We start from the raw sequence: 18162 nt of genomic DNA, 5'->3' as shown, positions 1-18162 counted from the left end.
AGAATTTGAGTCGTCTTTTTTATAACAAACTTCAAGTTTCACTGAAAAATCATAAGATTTTCAGTGGCCTCCAGTTAAGAGTCGGTTTTTTAGTTGTTTATACTTCTAGTTCTGCTTCCGGTTCTTCCTGCTTGGATTTACTCGCACCGGAATTGTTACGGTTGTCCGCGTAAGAGCGATCCATTAGGTTATAGATGTTTGTATAGCCTTTGTTCTGTTTGTATTCTACAGCAACCAGTTGTCCTGTTGTAAGACCTGCGTAGAATTTCTCTAATTTTTCTTTACCTTTAGCGATGAACGCGCTGGCTGTAAAGAAGTTTGTTTCTTCTGTTTCTTTGTCGTAAGCGGCAAAACGGAAGACAGCTAATTTGTTATCACCCTTAATGTCTTTAATGCTTGCTGGTCTTACTAGACGGGCTAGGGTTTCTTGTGTCCCGCGAGCTTCGCGTTCCTTTTGGTATTTTTCTAAACGTTGTTTTTGACCTTTTTCAGTTAATTCGTTAAATTTTTTCTTTGCCATGATAAATCTCTCCCTTAGTTTTAGTTGAATTCATATTTTTTACTGGCGGTAGTGCTCACCGCATGGTTTAATACTTTAATACTTTGATAGATTCGAAGACCTTCATCTTCATTTGATTTACCGGCAGTGGTTACACTGCGTGGTTTGAGTGGTTAGTTTGTTTATTGACGGTTTCCAGAAAGTTTTGCAGTTTGGTCGTTTGCTTGTTCTCGCGCTTGTTGTGGCGGGATTCAGGACGACGACCTTTGGCTTGATGCATCAGTCGGTCATACACGGTTGCGGTCATACAATTCACCCTTTCTGTTTTCATCTTCACTTCTTTTACCGGCGGTGCTAGAACACCGCTTTAGTTCTTAAAATGTAATGGACTGCAGTTTGCTCTCTAAGTTTGTTTTTTCTTTTTCGAGTCGTTCCTTTAAAAGAGTGAGGGTACTGCATTCATTTCGAAAATCTCTATCGAGTTCCATCCTTGATATGACTTTTTGCAATGCATTAATTTCTTCTGTTATAGTTGATAATTTTGTCATTGCTTGTAATCCGTCCATGTTTTATCATCCGTTCTATGTTGTGTTTTGGTTTCATGTCTTTTACTGACGCTAGTGATCACCGCAAATGTTGCATGATTTGGCTGTTTAGCCTTCTTCACCCGTTTTCTCGGGCGGTGAATTATCACCGCCATGTTTTTAAGTCACAGTAAAAAAAACGGAGCTCGTAAGCTCCGCTTGATTCGCTCTGTTTAATAAGCGAGTTTAATCCCGAAATTTTTGCCACGCTTGCAGTACTTCCATGTCCCTGTGACTTTTCCGTCTATCAGGTCTTTGGATGATAGTAGCGCGTCCATATCGGTCATGAACATCTGATAGGTCGCTCCGGTTGAATCTTTGAAGTAGAAGACAGCGCTCGATCGCCCTCTCCCGTACCCTGTATAGGTAAGGGTTTCGTTGAATACCCGGTTCTCGACATAGTTGACATTTTGATCGACATATCCGTCATACATCATTAGGGAGTTTTTGACCTTATCGGGCTTGCCGGCGAGTCCTTGACTCTTATAGTATTCGTTGTCGCTCGGATAATAGGTTGTTTCTTTGATGAGTGGGTATAGAATTTTCTTTTTCGGCATGATAGTCACTCCTTATCGTAAATTCAGAAAAAAATAGCGATGTATGATTTATACATCGCTATCGGATTAACCTTTTGTCACGTAATAATGACTTTCTGCTTGTACGCGGTTAATGTTTAACATGTTGCAGATTTTAGCAAATCCTGCAGTGACGATGTTCGCAGAGTCGTCACTTGTATGTTCAAAACTTACCACCACGTTATCATTAATAGAACTACGTACTTCCACTGTTTCTACTGTTTTATTCTTTTTCATTTTTATCCACTCCTATAATTTATATTTTTCTTCTTCATCCGTTTTCCTGGCGGTGCTCGCCACCGCAAGGTTTATCATTTCTTTTAATTTATTTCAGTCTTTATATCGCCCGGCTTGCCGGGACTGGTCTTTATTCCTGATGTCGAAGCTTGATCTTATGTTGTTTTGTTACATGACAAGCTAAATGTAATCAAGTTAAAATATTGTACATCCAGCGTTTTCATTGTAAAATAGTATATAATTACAAATATTGCCATTTATAACAAAAAGAGGTGATCACCTATGGCTGGAAATACCAGTGCAACAAAAGAGGTTGTGTCATTACCGACCCAGAAGAAGCCTTCGGACAGTGTGTCTAAGCAAAAAAAGCAGGCGACACTTCGGTCTAAAAAGACTGGACGTCACAATATGCGCATGTATCCAGAGGATCACAATTTTCTCGTTTATTGGTCGGATCGTTTTGGGATGGAGCAGACGGAGTTTTTAATTACGGCAATGTACCACTACGTCAAATGGCGGAATCAGGATTATGAATTGCCGACAGCCGAAATTCAGCGTCTGAATCAAATGGTCGATGCCATTCAGAACCTAGTTGTGAGCAACGAACACCTGGAAAAATCCGTAGTGAATGGATTTGACGCGATGCTCGGTATCATTCGTGGTGACAACTATTTAGTAGAAAAGGAAGATGGTGAGCTGTCGTAGCTCGCATTAGTTGATAGAGCGAAAGAGAGGTGAAAAAATATATGTCAGATTTCGAATTTGATTTAGACATCGAGGCAGAATTGGCCGGCATTCGCGGTTACAAAGAAAAAACAGACAAATCAAAAGAGGCGGAGCCGTCAAAACCCGCGCAGAAAGCATATTCCGAAAACTCGAAACACAGCGGCGGATCATCTTCCAATAAACCGAAGCCATCTGGTAGCGTATCGGAGCAAGAGGAATCGTTGCTTTCACATTATCATGGCGAAGAAGATGCATCTTCTCCCGTCACAACAGCCGTGGCGGAAAGCGGAACGGTATCATCGATTGACTGGAAGCGATTCAAGACGATGCCCGGTATTTTCGAGCATGTCGGAGGGGAGCGTCCAGTGGGGTTGAGTAAGAATATCAAAAAAACTCAGGTAGCAGGGATTCCAGAACCGTTGTTATGGGCTGTACAGAAGCGTTTGAAAGAAAAGCATATCGGGGCCGTTGTTTCGTTTCCGTGGGGTGAGTATAAAATCACGGAGAACAATCGGGTATTTACGACTAAATCATCCCTGTTCCGATACCTTTTGTATGATTCGCTCCGAGATGTCGAGGGGACGCACGTTCAGTTTGCCAAGCAATGGGTTGCCTTACATCACCCTGTATTTGATAAGGGATTTGACCCCGAGACGCATTTGGGACCAGCAAATGATGAACTGGACATCTACGTACTTCTATTCGTCGCTTACACGTCCGAGGAGTACGCTTCGGGGAAATCGTCCGAGTCTGAACGGGACTATCAGACTGCTGAACGGATTGGTATGCTCAATATGAACATGGGTCGGGTTCTCGATAAATTAAACGAGCAGGAACAGATGTTTCGAGCGCATGCCGAGCGTAATGCCATCATGCAGACCGTAATCCTGCTTGACCGTATGGGTCTCTTGAATGGTGGATTACCGAGAGATGTCAGGGAGTTTGTTCGGGTCCTCGAAGAAAACCGGGGAGCGCTCGCTGAAACAGACGTGATCATTACTGACTATATTCACGCAGAGAAAAAACGCCAAAAGACGCTCGCGAGACAGGAGCGCATGAGACAAATGCAGCAGCGAAAGGGGTAAGAGGTATGCGTCATGATGATAAGACTACCCAGCGTTCTTTATGCTGTCATGCTCCTGTTTCACGGTCGCCTAAGATGGCGGGATATAAACCTTATTGTAAGAAGTGCGGGAAAGCATGCAAGTTACAATAACTAGAATAATAGAGGAGAGGTTAGATACTTATGACGTACTTACTATTAGCAGAGAAACCAAGTGCCGCGAAGAATTTTGCGAAAGCGCTAGGCGGAATGACCGGCATGTATAATGGACAAGCCTATAAAGTACAGACTTTGTTTGGCCACATGTTAGAGTTCGTAGAACCTCATGAAATGGTTGGAGAGAGTGAGAAAAAGGACTTCCAATCATGGGAGCCGGGAACGATGCCGTGGGATGTCTCTCAGCTTAATTGGAAGAAGCAGGCGCAAAAGTCGAAAAACATGAAGACAGGGAAAGTGACCTCGAAAGCCGGTGCCATTCAGGATGTGAAGAAGGCAGCGAAGAACGTGAGCGCCATCGTCATCGCGACGGATAAGGACCCATCGGGAGAGGGACAACTCATCGGGTGGGAGGTTATTCAGGCGATTGGCTGGAGCGGTCCCGTTAAACGTATGTACTTTATTGACGAAAGCGAAAAAGAACTCCAGAAAGGTTTTAAAAATATTCAAGATTTGCCGGCTTACGACAAAGACGGGGAGTACGTGAAGGCTGACGTTAGGAGTCGATGGGATTTCGTTTCGATGCAGTTGACACGTTTAGCCACACATGCTGCCCGCTCAAAGGGGTACAACGCGGTCGTCCGACAGGGTCGTCTGAAATCTGTTATGACGAAGCTCGTTGCCGATCAGTTGGCATTGGTCAAAGCCTACAAGAAAAAGCCGTATTTTGAAGTGAAATACAAAGACGAAAATGGCAACGTCTTCGCTCGGAAATTTGATGAAGATAAGGATAGTTGGCGTTTTGAAACCAAAGCAGATGCAGAGAAAGATAAAATGAATTACGGTCCGTCTGTCGTTGTGCAGGACTCGAAAACAAAAAAAGAGACAGCGCCAGGTAAATTACTTGACCTCGGGGGACTCGCTTCTATCTTAGGTGCCAAGGGCTATAAATCTAAAGAGGTGCTTGCGACCTATCAGAAATTGTATGAAGCAAAAATCGTGAGTTATCCGCGTACCGAGGATAAGTTTATCTCGACGGAACAATTCAACGAAATGCTTCCGCTTGTCGATAAGATTGCAAGTGTTGTTGGGGCGGATACGTCATTACTCACTCACCGAAAACCGAGAAAAACGCACGTCAAAGAAGGCGGGGCGCACGGGGCAAACCGGCCGGGAACAGTTATCCCGAAATCGTTGGATGATCTTTCAAAATACGGGACGAGCGCAAAAGCCATCTATGAGACACTTGCAAAAAACTTCTTAGCCATGTTTGGGGAAAATTACGTCTATGACAGTATTAAAGGGCACATAGCGAAACATCCAGCATTTACGACGACTGTGAGCGTGCCAATCGACCAGGGATTTAAAGCAATTTTCGATGCGGATAAAGAGACGGCCGATGAGGACAAAGACGATGATACAAGCTCCGGGCTGGGACAGAATGGTTCACCGATTGTAGCGGAAGGGGTGAACAAAAAACCACCGCACCCGTCTCACAAGTGGTTGGAAAAACAGTTGAGCAAATACGAAGTGGGAACCGGTGCGACGCGTGTTAGTACACTAAGTGAAGTTACTAATGGAAAAACAGCTCTCTTGACGGATAAAAAAGGGAAACTCGACCTGACAAAAACTGGGGAGATTGCGGCAGCCTTACTCGAAGGTTCACATATTGGCGATCCGGGTGTTACAGAGAAACTGTTCAAGGCGATGAAAGATGTTGGTGATTTCAAAGTGAAACCTCATGCGGTGCTTGATACTGCAACGAAGGTCATCAAGCATGATAAAGAGGTGTTTTATCGTAATGCCGAGAGGTTGAAACAGAAAGTCGGCGCACCGGACGCATCGATGCAGAAGGCACAGCCGAAACCGAAGACAGAAGGTGTCTATAAACCGACAGGGGAGAAAATCCGTTTTAATAAAGTGTGGGGAGACCATGCGTTCACATCCGAAGAAATCGAAAAACTATTAAATGGCGAGACGATTATGATTCAGGTGAAAAGCCAAAAAACCGGAAAAACGCACCATGTCGAGGGTTCGCTTGGACAAGGCGTGTATAACGGCAAACCGTTTTGGGGTTTCCAGCGCAAAAAAGCGGAGAGTTATACCCGTGAGAATGCACCATTCCCGAAAATGTGGTCCGGATACACATTCACAAAAGAAGATGAGAAAAAGTTACGTGCTGGAGAAAAGATAAAAATCAAAGCCACAAGCAAGAAGACGAAGAAACCGTTTGAAGTGGGTGTCACGTTCGAGATGAGGGAATATAAGGGTAACAAGAGCTGGGGAATTGAGCCACATTTCGAACCACGTAAGGACCCAAACGAATACACGCGTGAAAATGCACCGTTCAAACCGGAATTCTCGGGTTATAAACTCACCAAACAAGAGATACAGGATCTGCGTGCCGGCGGGAAGGTGATGATCACAGCGAAAAGTAAGAAAGGTAAAAACTTCACTTGTAATGTATCTCTTGAGTTAAAAGAATTTAAAGGTAAGAAGTTCTGGGGGCTTGAAGCCGATTTCGGTTAATCGGCCTACCTATTTTTCCAGGTCGCGCAAAAAGAGACACCTACTCTTTCGAGTAGGTGTCTACCAACTAGACATCTCGGCGCTTTCTATCGATGGCAAACGGTTCATAAGGACAGTCGTAGACCTATTACTGTCATTCGATGGCAAAAATGGAGAATCAGTACGCTTCAAACGCGTGTGGAACGGTCATGTTTTCACGGAAGAAGAACAGACGCTGTTGCGACGCGAGGATTGACGTGTTGAAAAATCGATGGCATCTTGTCCCGCATTTCTCAAACGCAACGCCTTCATATTGATGCAAATTGTTAATTAAAACACTGTATACTCAGTGTTTTATCTATGATATACTATTACCATAATATGGTATTTATGTATTTAAAAACCTTTTAATTTATTTAGTGTGAGAAAGGGGAACCCGTTATGGCGAAGCAAAGATTTAAAATACCGACGACACTCGATGTTTCTTATTTTGATATGGAATTTAATGTCAAGTCGAAGAACGGCGTAGGGCTGAATCGACCAGTGTTGGCGAAGACTATCCTGTTTACGCTTCTTGCCGCGTTCTGCTGGTTTTATCTGGTTTTCCAGACGTTTATCGGTAAGGGTGGTATTCCTGTCGTCATCGGGTTTACGATAACATGGACTGTTCTTTCAGTCCTGCTTGCTAAGGCTGATAAGACAAATCGTACAGGTCTTGAACTCATGTTTTCCATGATTAACTACCTACCAAAGACAGGACGATATGTTCCAGTTCGAATGTCCGATTCCGTTCATCCGTTTAAATACTTGCTAAATGTAGACACAGTTGACCCCGAAGATGGGCGTATTCACTTTTTGGACGGACAAATCGGACACTGCTACCACATCGTAGGATCAGCGTCTGAACTTATGTTTGAACAGGATAAACAGACTATCCTCGATAAGGTCGATGCATTCTATCGCAAACTACCTGTGGGTGTGGAAGTCATTTACGATGCCGTCTATGAAGGGCATTCCGTCGAAGATCAACTACAAGCGGTGAAGCAGACGAAACAGGATTTGAACGTTAAGTCGAAGGGTTTAAACACCTTGCTCAAAGAGCAACACGACATATTGAAATATGCCATCAACAATAATCAGGGATTGACATCCTTACACCAGTATCTTGTGGTGAGGGCACCGTCAGAATCGACTCTTGTCGAATTTGAAAATCTCTTGATTGGTGATGTGGAAGGGGATGGTCTAATGTTTCGCTTGGCGAAGACTTTAAATCACAAAGAAATGGAACGATATTTTAAATCGTTTTTGGGACCACACAATATATTCGAAAAGCGCATTACGAGTAGGTAACGGGAAAGGAGTAAGGATATGGGTGTTTCACCAGCAAGGGGATTGAACAACCTGATGAATAAGAATAAGCGCCAGGAAAAAGAAGCTGATGTGAAGCAAAATGACCAGGCGAGGATTCGTGATAATTCGTTTTTTCGGGCGATCAAGCCAAAATCAAAATTTTTGTTCCGTTCGGATTATTTTCAGGTGGACGAATCGTATGCGACGATTTTGACGGTTATGCATCAGAATGGGGCGGATGATAACCTCGGTTATTTTTGGGGCATTAATCTCATTCCGAGAAACATCGGCAACGATGTGAGCGTCCGCCGTATTGAACACGTCGGGCGCATGAGTGAGTCGTGGATTAACCAGCACCAAGGTCGAGCTGAAGGACTTTTCAATAACCAAGCGAGCGAAACGGAGCGAAATGGCTCACTAACAGCCCGCCAGAAGTTAAATAAAAAACAGCAACAGCTTGTGGATATCGCGAATGATTTGATGAACGGGTCGAGTTACCTTCGTGTGGCGATACGACTACTCGTTAAAGCACCGACTTTGAAACGGCTTGATGACGCGGTGAACAAAATCAACCGTCAATACAAGGACCGGTTTGATACAGTGTTTGCCGCTCCGTATACCGGAGAGCAGAAACGGGAACTTGCAAACCTCTTGAATAAAGTCGAAAGCAAGATGGGTCGCAACTTCATGTTCACCTCGGCGGAATTTGCCGGTAATTACAGTTTAGTCACAAGAGGAATCGAGGACCCGAAGGGTGAGTACATAGGGCAGATGGAAGGCGATGTGAATAACTCTGCGGTACTCATGGACATCGATGATTATGAATCCCACGTCGTGATTGCAGGTAAAGCCGAGGCCCAGACGCTTTCTAATTGGGATTTCAAGGGACAGCGTGGTGTGGACGTGTGGGGAGCGAAGCTTGGTATGAACGCCCTTCTTCGCAACCGACGCGTCGTGCATTTGGTTTTGAACCGTGCGCGTGTTGCGGGAATCGGAGTGGATTTATCCGATGTCACATCGAATGTGGACATGACGAAAGGGGATATCAATCCGTTTGAACTTTTTGGCGATAAGGAATATGAACTCAGTATTTTCCCAGCACACTTGGAGAAGATGACTCTCATGGTCGAACAGTTACAACCGATGACTGAGGAGAAACGGGCTCGCATTAAAGGGGCGCTTCAGGAGGTTTTGAACGACTTCTACGTTGATAAACGCATGTGGGCGAGGAACGCGAAAGAAAACCGTAATGCTTTACGACTAGTCGGGATTCCGCACAAGCAGGTTCCACGCCTTCCGGAGTTTCAAGCGTACCTCGACATGGAATATCACGCTCAGGTGCAGGCACGTAATAAGGACCCTGAAGTGATGAATGCTTATGGTTTCCTCAAGACGGCATTTCGGGATATGATGGATTCGAACGGGGATTTGTTTAACACTACAACCTCTTCGAAAATCGACCGAGCGGCCGTTTCAAGTCGTGTGATTTACGATTTCAGCTCGCTAATCAAGCGGAGTCGGGGTGTCATGATGGCGCAATTTATCAACGCCCTAGGGTTTGCCGTTGGTAATCTGTCGCAAGGGGACGTGGTGATATTGCATGGCGCAGAACAACTGGCCCCTGGTATTAAGCGGTACGTCCGGGATCAGTTTGACCAGTTAAATGATAACGGAGTGCGCGTCGTATACATTTACAACAGCGTGGAGCGGATGCTTGCGGATCGTGCGTTCAACCAATTTGAAGGTGCTGATTATACGCTCCTTGGCGGGATGACGAAGGGCACAATAGAGGAATACGAGATGTCCTTAAAGCAAGAGGTTCCAATTGCGCTAAAGAGGTTGCTCGAACACAAAGAGCGATACCGTTACTATTTACGACGGGGGTTTGACAATATTGTTTTCGCAAGCGATATTCAGATGGGATTTGATCGATGAACCAATAGTAGAACAGGTGGATTTTACGAAGAAACTGTAGTATTATAATATATAATCAATTGCAGTGTAGTGTATCGTTTCGGCTTGCACTTAAGGGGACTGGATGCGTCTGGTCCTCTTTTCATTTGGTATAATTTATTTAGTAATTCTATTAATCTTTATGGGTGTGATAAATTTGCAGAACAAAATCAATGGAGGTATCTATAGAGTAAACCTGAATGGTAGTAGTCCAGCAGAATTTACAGGTGACCATCCAACTTTGGTAATTAGAACTCTTAAAGAAGACGATATATACTTAGTAGTACCGCTTACAACTTATACTAAAGAAAAAATGGAGAAAGCAAAAAGAAAAGGATTTCCGCATCATATTAAATCTACTAATTCTATTGCCAGAATTGATAAAATGCAGATTGTTCATAAGCGGAATATCAAAAATAGATGGAAAGACAATAATGTAAATTTGAAAATTAAAAAACATGAATTAGAAAATGTTAACGTTAAGGTTAATAATTATATAGCTCTTTCTTCTGGGAAAACCGAGAAAGAATACAATAAATACATTGACCAATATGATAAGACCTTCAAAGATTTTAAAGATTTATATGAAGGAAAGGCTATAGAAGAAAATATGTTCAATCAACAAAAAGACAAGGAATATATCTGCATTGAATGCAAAAGGAAAGCAGTACATTGGCTTTCATTTGATGACCTAATCGATATATCGCAGCAGTTTTATACTTCCCATAATGTTGAGATTCAATTCTCAAAAGGGATAATATCTATAAATATTCATGAGATATCTTGACTTTAGTTGATTATATTTGTATAATACTGGTGTAGGAAGGGTTGTTCATTGAACGTAAAACCAGCCTCAACAATAACGATGTGTGTGGAAGGGTTGCTTTATAAACGCGTAAAACCAGCCACAATTTTATGAATGGGAAAAGATGTTCTTTTCCTTTTTTGTTTTATTTTAAAATTTATTGCATATACTATACACATATGGGTGGAAAGGGCAGCCTTTGGCATGAGACCAGCCACAATATCACGAATGGATGGTTATAAAGAACCATCCATTTTTGTTTTTAATATACTGACAACATGGGCTTATAATGAGCTGACAGGGAACGATTTTTTTGATCTTAATTTATCACAGTAACTTTTCTAGATCTCTTAATTTCTTCTAATTTTTCTCGATCTCTTCTATACGCTTCTATACTATTATTTCGTTTGAACTGTTTGAGGTAGATATTGTGATTTTCTTGTTTTTCTTTAAAAGCATTGGTGGTTTTTATTTTCTTTTCTAATAATTTTCCTATTGACACACTTATCATCTCCCTCTATTACTATTAGACCCGTTTTTTAATGAATATGGCTTTTATGGTACAATGAAAAAGTATGAGACAGGCAAGTTGTCTTTCATACGAAATCCTCCTGGAAAGGAGGTGTACTCTTTCATGGGTCGACGTCAGAGCAAGAAAGAAAAAAGACGAGAACGTTTTCAGTTTTGCTTAGATATAACGAAAGGTCTAGCCAACCTCAGCAAAGTTATATCTAACTTGTTCAACTGGTTCTCGTAGTTTTTTCACCCTTCCTTTTGGAGGGGTTTTTTAATAATAAAAAAGGGTTAGGAGCCACCTAACCCTTTTCCGCACTCTTCTTGAGTCGACGTCAATTATTTACACCTTTATTTTAATTCAAAGTTAACTATCTGTCAACAAGACTGTTCTTAGGTGTTGCTACATGGAGAATTTGCAAGTTGTCAGTCATACTTTCATAAAATAAAGGTTATACTATACTATTCCCTTTGTGCGGTTAATTATTCCTATTTTTGAATATTATAATCCTGACAACTCTCACAGCTAAAGTCGTGAGGTTTTAGGGTGCTCGATAGCCATTTGCCTGAACAGCCCATTGTTTTGTTCGTGAAAAAAGTACCGAACGGCACTTTCCTTTTATAGTTTATTTAGACTATATTCAGAAAAACCATAAGCGATGCGAATTTCGGAGAGTTGTTTGCTCCGTTCACCTGACTTAGGCTCTCTCAATAATTTACGATATTCTTTATCATTTTTGACAGCTCTATGTCGCTTCAGTGCTTCACCCAGACAAGAATTATAGATTACTCTCGCGATTTTAAATCTTTTTTCTAAACGGTGTTGTTGCCAAACGGGAATGTGCAAGGCGAATTTGATAGTATAAGACGGTTTCTGGCTTCTTGCCATAGGTTTCACCTCCGTTTTTAGTATTTTTTATTATGCTCTAGTCTTTTTATCGCCCGGCTCGCCGGGTTTAAAAAGTTTCTTTCATTGAAAAAAAAAGTACCGAACGGCACTTTCTTTGTATAGTTTATATGTGTGTTGTTGAGCAACAATATAATTAATTACAAATAACGTCGTTTACGTTACAATAAAGTTGTTTAAAAGCATTGATGTGTTTATTCAAGAATTGGGCCATTTAACGGAATAACTTAGGGAATAACTTAGGGAGAAACTATTGGGGGAGTATTTATCATTATTAAGACGGTTGTATTTGATTTGGACGGTACTTTATTAAATCGAGATGAGTCATTAGAATTATTTATTGAAAAACAGTATGAGCGATTTAATGAATGGTTATTTCATATGCCCAAAGATAAATACATAAAAAGGTTTATTGAACTTGATAATCGTGGATATGTTTGGAAAGACAAGGTATATCAACAGCTAATTAATGAGTATGGCATAGTAGGGATTACGTGGGAAGAGTTACTTCAAGATTATCTCACTTACTTTAAAGAAAGTTGTATACCTTTTCCAAATCTTATTAGTGCGTTGGAAAAAATAAAGAGAAATGGAGGTTTGATAGGGATAATTACGAATGGAAAAGGGCAGTTTCAAATGGACAATATTCAGGCATTGGGTATAGATAAATATACTGATACCATTCTTATATCCGAGTGGGAAGGTGTAAAGAAGCCTAATCCCGAGATATTTAAAAAAGCACTAAGAAGGCTTGATGTATCTGCCGAGCAAAGCATTTTTGTGGGGGATCACCCTAAAAAAGATGTAAAAGCTGCTCAATGTATTGGGATGAAAACCATTTGGAAAAAGGACTATCAATGGAGTAACAATGTAAAAGCTGATTTTATTATTAATGATTTAGGTGAAATACCTCAAATCATCAACCGATTAAATTCAGCTTCTTATTCCTGAATCGGGCGCTTTTCCGGAGCAAGGATATGTGCCTTTTTGCATGAAAAGGCACATATTCAGGAATAACTTATTGGAAATTATGGAATTTTGAGATAATTAATTTTAAGTTAAAGGGTAGAATTGTCAAAGAAGGAGTTAGAAAAGTTAAATGAACAGCAGTATAGGAGGTTAGGTTATTATGACTAAGGATTTTTATTGTGATGAAGTATTAAGTGGTAAAACCCAAGTAAATAAGGTGTTTTAGACAGAAAATGTATTAGCCTATTATCATACAAAACCTTTTTACCCAATACATATTGTTGCAATTGCTAAAAAACACATACCTTTTCTAATTACATTAGAAGAAAGTGATAATGGATTATTACTTGAACTACTGGGGGTAATTAAAAAAGGTTGCTACTATGGTTACAGAAAAAGGCGGAGCTTGCAGAGTTATTACCAACATAGGAGATTATCAGGACTCAAAACATTTACATTGGCATATAGTCTCTGGAAAATCATTGAGACAGTAACTAATTGCTTAATAAAGTGATCGCTTTCTTACGTTTAACAAATAAAGTTTTTGTCTCTTATTCACCACAAATAAGAAGGAGTTTTATTCAATGGAATTTAAGATATCAGAAGTAAAAGGCTATACTCCTCAAATCGGACACTTGGTCTCACAGATGGATTACGCTAGAAAAACAACTTTAGAGGCTGTAAAAGGATTAACGACCTCAGAATTAGATTTTCTGCCGATTGGTGATGCCAATAGCATAGGAGCTCTATTATTACATATTGCAGCTGTTGAAAAGGGATTTCAAATTGAGATTTTTGATGGTAGGAGTCCAAATGAGCAAGAGATGGCTGAGTGGGGAGACGCATATAGTCTAGGTGAAAAAGGAAGAAAGAATATAAAAGGGAATCGTTTAGATTTCTACATTGATAAACTTACTGAGGTACGAAAAATAACTTTAAAAGAATTTTCTAAACGGAATGATGATTGGTTGTACGAAAATAGATTATGGGATAGCAATCCATCTAATAACTATTTTATATGGTTTCACGTATTTGAAGATGAAATTAATCACAGAGGTCAAATACGAATTATTAGAAAGATGTTGAACTTTAAATAAAAGAGTTGCTCCGAAAAAGGGCACAATAACGGAACAAAGTTGTGCTAGAATTGGCCATTTTGTGGAATAAGATATTGGGAGGTTTATGATGAATTTGGAACATAGATTCCTAAAGGGAGGTAAGGATATGACAAAAAAGGTATTACTAATTATTGATGTTCAAAATGGAATGTTTCAAGAAGAAAATGTTGTCTTTAATGGTGATAGGTTAATCAAAAACTTAAATGATTTATTAAAAAAAGCACGATTAACAAAGACACCAGTTTTTTATATTCAGCATAATGCACCTGTTGGAAAACCTTTAGAATTTGGAACAAAGGAGTGGGAAATTCATTCTGAGATAGCTCCAGAAAATGAAGATATAGTAATACAAAAAGCAACACCAGATTCATTTTTTAATACACCTTTGGATGAAAAGTTGAAAAAGCAGGGGATTGAACATATATACATTGCAGGGATTCAAACGGAACTTTGTGTAGATACAACATGTAGGAGAGCTTTTAGTATGGGATATAAGGTGACTTTAGTTTCAGATACACATAGTACCTGGGCTTCTAGTGAAATTACTGCACAACAAATTATAAACCACCATAACAGAGCCTTAAATTGGTTTGCAGATGTTTATCCTAGTAGTGAGATTAAATTCAATTGATTGCGAATTTTCTAACTTAGGTTAAAGCACGCAATTCCCGAACAAGAACCGCGCCCTTATTACGTATTAGAGCTATATATAAAATTTTCAAGTCAGTTATTCTTTTTTAGTGCAATGGTTATCCACAAAGAAAATCATATTGTGGCTAACTATTGAAAAAGCGAGAATGTTCCGTTATAGGGCGCTTTTCCGGAATAAGGGTCAGCGATCATTAAAGGATCATATTGTGGCATAGTCGATAGGTGGTGGATTTTATGATTGAAATTGATAAAACGCAATATAAGAAACTCAGTAGTGTTCTAATAAATTTAGAAACTGCACCTAAGTATTATTTACAGAGCAGTTGAATTGAGTAAAGGACGCACCCGTAATAAGACTTGGCTTCCGTTCCATCCATAAGCTACATTTCTAATAAAAATTTCAGGAGTGGTAATTTGAACAGAGACAACGAATTCGTGAAGTCGAATAATGAATCTGCTGTAAAACCCAAAAAGAAGGTTTTTGCTATCAGTTTATTTATTGTTTTAAGCGTAGTGTTGGTATTGCAGGGCTGCAATACCGAAAGCGGGAATGCAAAAAACGTCAATGTAGCAGCCAAAAAGGTGAGAGATTTGTTTGAGATAGAAAATGTGGAAGCAGTCAAAGAGGGAAAATCAAGTAAGATAAAAGATTCAACAGACCAGGAACAAATTGACGAAGCACTTGAAGCGATCGATAAAATTGATACAAGTGATACAAGTGACGGGGAACAGAGTAAGAACTATGCGATTGCATTCGGTCTTCAATCAGCTGTATTCATTGCTGTATCACAATTAAAAGAACGGGAAGGTATACGGGAGTCATCTGATAACAATGCACAGGGCGAAACAAATGGGGAAGAATTTCATCCAGATGAAGACGATGTTGTATTGAAAAATAATGAATTAAAAAATAGAGATATACTTGAAGAGTTTATGAACGTCGCTGGAGAAAACGGCGAAAACAATGAAAGTGAAATTAGAGTAGTGAAGGATGAGGGGGCAAATGGTGTGTTGATTTATGATTTAAAATCAAGATATGATAAAAATGCTGATCAGAGTTGGATTGGGGTAATTCCAGATTTAAGTTATTATAGTGCGTCGGAAAATGAAGTACAAGACGTATTTAATACGCGTCAGCAATGTAGCTATATGTCAAAAGATGAACAAGAAGGGTATTATAAACTGAACGAATGTCGAACGCATTGGGCATATCGGTTTCTTCCAATTATTAGTGATAATCAAGGATAGTAGATCTTATAGAGATTAAGCTTATTCCTCCTTAAAAGAGCGCAATTCCAGAGTAAGGATCTGCACTCTATTTGGGATCCTACCACAAAAGTAAATATATAACAATATTAACATAATTACGCAATTAATAGAATGGTTTAAATCATCTAAATGATTTAAATAATTTATAATATATGGTTATTATATTTCATTATTGATATGCTAAGAAAATAGTAATTAATAGAAACAAAGGAGTTAAAATCATGAAAGAAGTTTTTATTATAGTTGCACTTAGTATCTTTGCATCAATTTTTTTAATATACACTATGCCTTTTATAGCAAATATATTTATTATGGAAAATCTACAAGGTTTCTTTAATTTAACCGTTTTTTTTCTTTTAGTCGCTTTATTGAAAATTTCAATTGATAACAAAAAATGAGTTTTAAAAGATATTGCATACTTTTCACCAGGCACTCTTTGTGAGTGTCATTTTTTAACGTACGGGAAGTTGGACTTTTTTCATGTCAAATTTTGCTTAGCGTACGTTTTCCGCGTTTGCTAGCGGTACCCCATTGATTTTGTGTAAGTAACAAAAAAGTCGTTTAATAGGGGGTGTCCACCATGAACAGGGGGGAATCGCTTGGTGATAGCGTGATATTTTTCATCGCTTTAAAAAAGACGGTATTACCCGTCTTTTTTTGGTAGTTAAAAATAAATTTTGAAAAATGTAAATAGCAACAAAGTAAATACCACTTGAATCATAACAAATAGTGCGTATCCCTTGTTCGGCTGTTTTTTTTGCGATCTTTTTTGATAATATTTAATAACTAAATATTCGTTAGAAAAACAAGTTATGTTAACAATTAATAAAAATATAGTTGTCACAAGTACCGCGTTTTCATAATCTGCAAAAGAAATTGGAAATAGGATAATCGTAATTATAAGAAAAACATAAGAATATCGGTAATCTTTAAGTGTTACCGCCATAATTAACACTTCCTATTATTGATAAAATCATTGATATTAGTCACAAACCATTCCAGCTAATCCATATGCCGCTGAAACAAGAACCGGAACGACGAAAGCAGCCGGACCAGTAACACCTAATAAATATGCCGCAGCAGAATAGGAACCACTGTTGTATTATATAACTGAAAAAGCGTTATTTATCGCTTTTACGCAACACAATTTACCTGAATCACAAGAAAGCTAATGCAACAAAACTCTTAACGTACGTTCACCGCGTTATGCTGGCGATATCCCAAATAGAGCCAAAGAAAAATGATTGAAGGGTTTCAAACAACTTTTCAGCAAACCAAAAACCGATACTTAGTGTCGGTTTTTGGTTGAGTATATATATTGATTTAATTTCACACTCACTTAATGTATAATGTTGGATAAAATGCTGAAAGGAGCTCTTTATGAATAATAAAACAAGAGTCATCTTAAGTATAGCTCTGTATTTGTTACTTTGTATATTTGATTATATTTTTACTAACACAATTGAATGGAAGTTGAACATTTTAAAAGCTGTAGTTGGAACTATAATTGCATGGTTTGTTATCGAATTTTTTCCAAATCAGAAAAAGTAACATTATGCTAGGTTTATAGGTTTAATTTTATTTACATTTCCACCATACCATTGTAAGTTGGGTAGCTAATCCAACCACACTCCCTTTAACACCGGCTCTAATCAATTTTTTAGCCGCTTTGTAATACTTGCCATCAATCACATATGACCAGACAGAACTAATTACGGTAGTAGGTACGAAACCGCCTGCCCATTCACTCATTTCTTTTTGTATACACTTCACATCATGTGGTGGAATAATTGCTCTAGGTGAAATGTTTGTCTGATCTTTATTTGTTTGTAAGTTATTCTTTTTTTGTATCTCTAATTTTAAATCCTCAAGAACTGGATCCTCACCATATTTCTCTTCTATCATTTCAACGTCAATAGATACAATTTCTCCATTTGAGCCTTTTACTGTGGCCTCTTCATGAATGAACTTTAATATTTCAGCAAGTTCATTTACTTCCTTCACTTCTGTAGTTTGGGCTTGCGCAACTGGAGCAAAATAAGTTGTAAGAATGGCGAAAACAGTCATCAAAGTTAAACAACTAATCAAAATCCTTTTCATCTTAACCTCTCCTCCTTTAAATAATATTTTGTTTCTATGATAAGGTTTTCATAGTTTAATGGATTGGTCAACTATTTTTAGGTAGAAAAATAGAATATGGGGTACCATCACATAGCCATCAAGCTAAGGACGATATGATAGTAAACACAGTGTATATTATGTTTCCATTTGTAAAATGC

Annotated in this window: 19 protein-coding genes and 1 pseudogene; 12 read left to right on the top strand and 8 right to left on the bottom strand. The window is 39.2% G+C overall.

The features are described 5' to 3' along the window. Positions 1-97: 97 nt before the first annotated feature. The 5 genes from JUJ52_RS03455 to JUJ52_RS03435 all read right to left on the bottom strand — a co-directional run bounded on the left by JUJ52_RS03455 (position 98) and on the right by JUJ52_RS03435 (position 1895). Complete coding sequence (locus JUJ52_RS03455) at positions 98-520, bottom strand: hypothetical protein (protein ID WP_228088786.1); 423 nt, start codon at positions 518-520, stop codon at positions 98-100. A gap of 130 nt (positions 521-650) precedes the next feature. Further along, positions 651-806, bottom strand: a complete 156-nt coding sequence (locus tag JUJ52_RS03450; protein WP_228088785.1) for a hypothetical protein — start codon at positions 804-806, stop codon at positions 651-653. A gap of 67 nt (positions 807-873) precedes the next feature. Continuing rightward, positions 874-1065, bottom strand: coding sequence for a hypothetical protein (locus JUJ52_RS03445; RefSeq protein WP_228088784.1), 192 nt, complete (start codon positions 1063-1065; stop codon positions 874-876). 191 nt (positions 1066-1256) lie between these two features. Then, complete coding sequence (locus JUJ52_RS03440) at positions 1257-1640, bottom strand: hypothetical protein (protein ID WP_228088783.1); 384 nt, start codon at positions 1638-1640, stop codon at positions 1257-1259. A 66-nt stretch (positions 1641-1706) separates the two neighbouring features. Next, entirely contained in the window at positions 1707-1895 is a 189-nt protein-coding gene (locus tag JUJ52_RS03435) for a hypothetical protein (RefSeq protein ID WP_228088782.1), read from the bottom strand. Positions 1896-2177: 282 nt separating this feature from the next. Between JUJ52_RS03435 and JUJ52_RS03430 the strand changes: the two genes are divergently transcribed. From JUJ52_RS03430 to JUJ52_RS03405, 6 genes are all read left to right on the top strand, one after another. Beyond that, entirely contained in the window at positions 2178-2600 is a 423-nt protein-coding gene (locus tag JUJ52_RS03430; protein ID WP_228088781.1) for a hypothetical protein, read from the top strand. A gap of 41 nt (positions 2601-2641) precedes the next feature. After that, positions 2642-3706, top strand: coding sequence for a hypothetical protein (locus JUJ52_RS03425; protein ID WP_228088780.1), 1065 nt, complete (start codon positions 2642-2644; stop codon positions 3704-3706). Between the two features lie 161 nt (positions 3707-3867). Continuing rightward, complete coding sequence (locus JUJ52_RS03420) at positions 3868-6369, top strand: DNA topoisomerase (protein ID WP_228088779.1); 2502 nt, start codon at positions 3868-3870, stop codon at positions 6367-6369. A gap of 420 nt (positions 6370-6789) precedes the next feature. Then, complete coding sequence (locus tag JUJ52_RS03415; protein WP_228088778.1) at positions 6790-7698, top strand: hypothetical protein; 909 nt, start codon at positions 6790-6792, stop codon at positions 7696-7698. Positions 7699-7716: 18 nt separating this feature from the next. Beyond that, complete coding sequence (locus JUJ52_RS03410) at positions 7717-9633, top strand: hypothetical protein (RefSeq protein WP_228088777.1); 1917 nt, start codon at positions 7717-7719, stop codon at positions 9631-9633. A gap of 175 nt (positions 9634-9808) precedes the next feature. Continuing rightward, entirely contained in the window at positions 9809-10438 is a 630-nt protein-coding gene (locus tag JUJ52_RS03405; RefSeq protein WP_228088776.1) for a type II toxin-antitoxin system PemK/MazF family toxin, read from the top strand. Positions 10439-10775: 337 nt separating this feature from the next. On the opposite strand, the gene JUJ52_RS03400 is transcribed toward JUJ52_RS03405, so the two are convergent. Beyond that, positions 10776-10958, bottom strand: a complete 183-nt coding sequence (locus tag JUJ52_RS03400) for a hypothetical protein (protein ID WP_228088775.1) — start codon at positions 10956-10958, stop codon at positions 10776-10778. A 630-nt stretch (positions 10959-11588) separates the two neighbouring features. Beyond that, the gene (locus JUJ52_RS03395) at positions 11589-11858 is read right to left on the bottom strand and encodes a hypothetical protein (RefSeq protein WP_228088774.1); all 270 of its coding nucleotides are present in this window, start codon (positions 11856-11858) and stop codon (positions 11589-11591) included. A gap of 288 nt (positions 11859-12146) precedes the next feature. On the opposite strand from JUJ52_RS03395, the gene JUJ52_RS03390 reads away from it, so the two are divergent. The 6 genes and pseudogenes from JUJ52_RS03390 to JUJ52_RS03365 all read left to right on the top strand — a co-directional run bounded on the left by JUJ52_RS03390 (position 12147) and on the right by JUJ52_RS03365 (position 16281). Beyond that, positions 12147-12827: an HAD family hydrolase gene (locus JUJ52_RS03390; RefSeq protein ID WP_228088788.1), complete on the top strand. Its 681-nt coding sequence runs from the start codon at positions 12147-12149 to the stop codon at positions 12825-12827. Between the two features lie 178 nt (positions 12828-13005). Beyond that, positions 13006-13339: pseudogene (locus JUJ52_RS03385) on the top strand (HIT domain-containing protein). Between the two features lie 90 nt (positions 13340-13429). Continuing rightward, a complete protein-coding gene (locus JUJ52_RS03380; protein WP_205389069.1) occupies positions 13430-13942 on the top strand; it encodes a DinB family protein in 513 nt (170 codons plus the stop codon). 127 nt (positions 13943-14069) lie between these two features. After that, positions 14070-14594, top strand: coding sequence for a cysteine hydrolase family protein (locus JUJ52_RS03375; RefSeq protein WP_205389067.1), 525 nt, complete (start codon positions 14070-14072; stop codon positions 14592-14594). Positions 14595-15028: 434 nt separating this feature from the next. Then, positions 15029-15862, top strand: a complete 834-nt coding sequence (locus tag JUJ52_RS03370) for a hypothetical protein (protein ID WP_228088773.1) — start codon at positions 15029-15031, stop codon at positions 15860-15862. A 242-nt stretch (positions 15863-16104) separates the two neighbouring features. Beyond that, entirely contained in the window at positions 16105-16281 is a 177-nt protein-coding gene (locus JUJ52_RS03365; protein ID WP_228088772.1) for a hypothetical protein, read from the top strand. A gap of 1180 nt (positions 16282-17461) precedes the next feature. On the opposite strand, the gene JUJ52_RS03360 is transcribed toward JUJ52_RS03365, so the two are convergent. Next, positions 17462-17983, bottom strand: coding sequence for a hypothetical protein (locus tag JUJ52_RS03360; RefSeq protein ID WP_228088771.1), 522 nt, complete (start codon positions 17981-17983; stop codon positions 17462-17464). Between the last annotated feature and the right edge of the window lie 179 nt (positions 17984-18162).

Source organism: Virgibacillus sp. AGTR (assembly GCF_016919725.2).
GTDB classification, from domain to species: Bacteria; Bacillota; Bacilli; order Bacillales; family Amphibacillaceae; genus Virgibacillus; species Virgibacillus salarius.
Note: the sequence above shows the minus strand (reverse complement) of the source record. Positions and strands in the feature narration are given on the sequence as shown.

What these genes read in the sequence shown, in the direction of transcription:
- JUJ52_RS03455 (WP_228088786.1), bottom strand. Translation starts at nt 520, where the DNA reads ATGGCAAAGAAAAAATTTAACGAATTAACTGAAAAAGGTCAAAAACAA.
- JUJ52_RS03450 (WP_228088785.1), bottom strand. Translation starts at nt 806, where the DNA reads ATGACCGCAACCGTGTATGACCGACTGATGCATCAAGCCAAAGGTCGT.
- JUJ52_RS03445 (WP_228088784.1), bottom strand. Translation starts at nt 1,065, where the DNA reads ATGGACGGATTACAAGCAATGACAAAATTATCAACTATAACAGAAGAA.
- JUJ52_RS03440 (WP_228088783.1), bottom strand. Translation starts at nt 1,640, where the DNA reads ATGCCGAAAAAGAAAATTCTATACCCACTCATCAAAGAAACAACCTAT.
- JUJ52_RS03435 (WP_228088782.1), bottom strand. Translation starts at nt 1,895, where the DNA reads ATGAAAAAGAATAAAACAGTAGAAACAGTGGAAGTACGTAGTTCTATT.
- JUJ52_RS03430 (WP_228088781.1), top strand. Translation starts at nt 2,178, where the DNA reads ATGGCTGGAAATACCAGTGCAACAAAAGAGGTTGTGTCATTACCGACC.
- JUJ52_RS03425 (WP_228088780.1), top strand. Translation starts at nt 2,642, where the DNA reads ATGTCAGATTTCGAATTTGATTTAGACATCGAGGCAGAATTGGCCGGC.
- JUJ52_RS03420 (WP_228088779.1), top strand. Translation starts at nt 3,868, where the DNA reads ATGACGTACTTACTATTAGCAGAGAAACCAAGTGCCGCGAAGAATTTT.
- JUJ52_RS03415 (WP_228088778.1), top strand. Translation starts at nt 6,790, where the DNA reads ATGGCGAAGCAAAGATTTAAAATACCGACGACACTCGATGTTTCTTAT.
- JUJ52_RS03410 (WP_228088777.1), top strand. Translation starts at nt 7,717, where the DNA reads ATGGGTGTTTCACCAGCAAGGGGATTGAACAACCTGATGAATAAGAAT.
- JUJ52_RS03395 (WP_228088774.1), bottom strand. Translation starts at nt 11,858, where the DNA reads ATGGCAAGAAGCCAGAAACCGTCTTATACTATCAAATTCGCCTTGCAC.
- JUJ52_RS03380 (WP_205389069.1), top strand. Translation starts at nt 13,430, where the DNA reads ATGGAATTTAAGATATCAGAAGTAAAAGGCTATACTCCTCAAATCGGA.
- JUJ52_RS03375 (WP_205389067.1), top strand. Translation starts at nt 14,070, where the DNA reads ATGACAAAAAAGGTATTACTAATTATTGATGTTCAAAATGGAATGTTT.
- JUJ52_RS03365 (WP_228088772.1), top strand. Translation starts at nt 16,105, where the DNA reads ATGAAAGAAGTTTTTATTATAGTTGCACTTAGTATCTTTGCATCAATT.
- JUJ52_RS03360 (WP_228088771.1), bottom strand. Translation starts at nt 17,983, where the DNA reads ATGAAAAGGATTTTGATTAGTTGTTTAACTTTGATGACTGTTTTCGCC.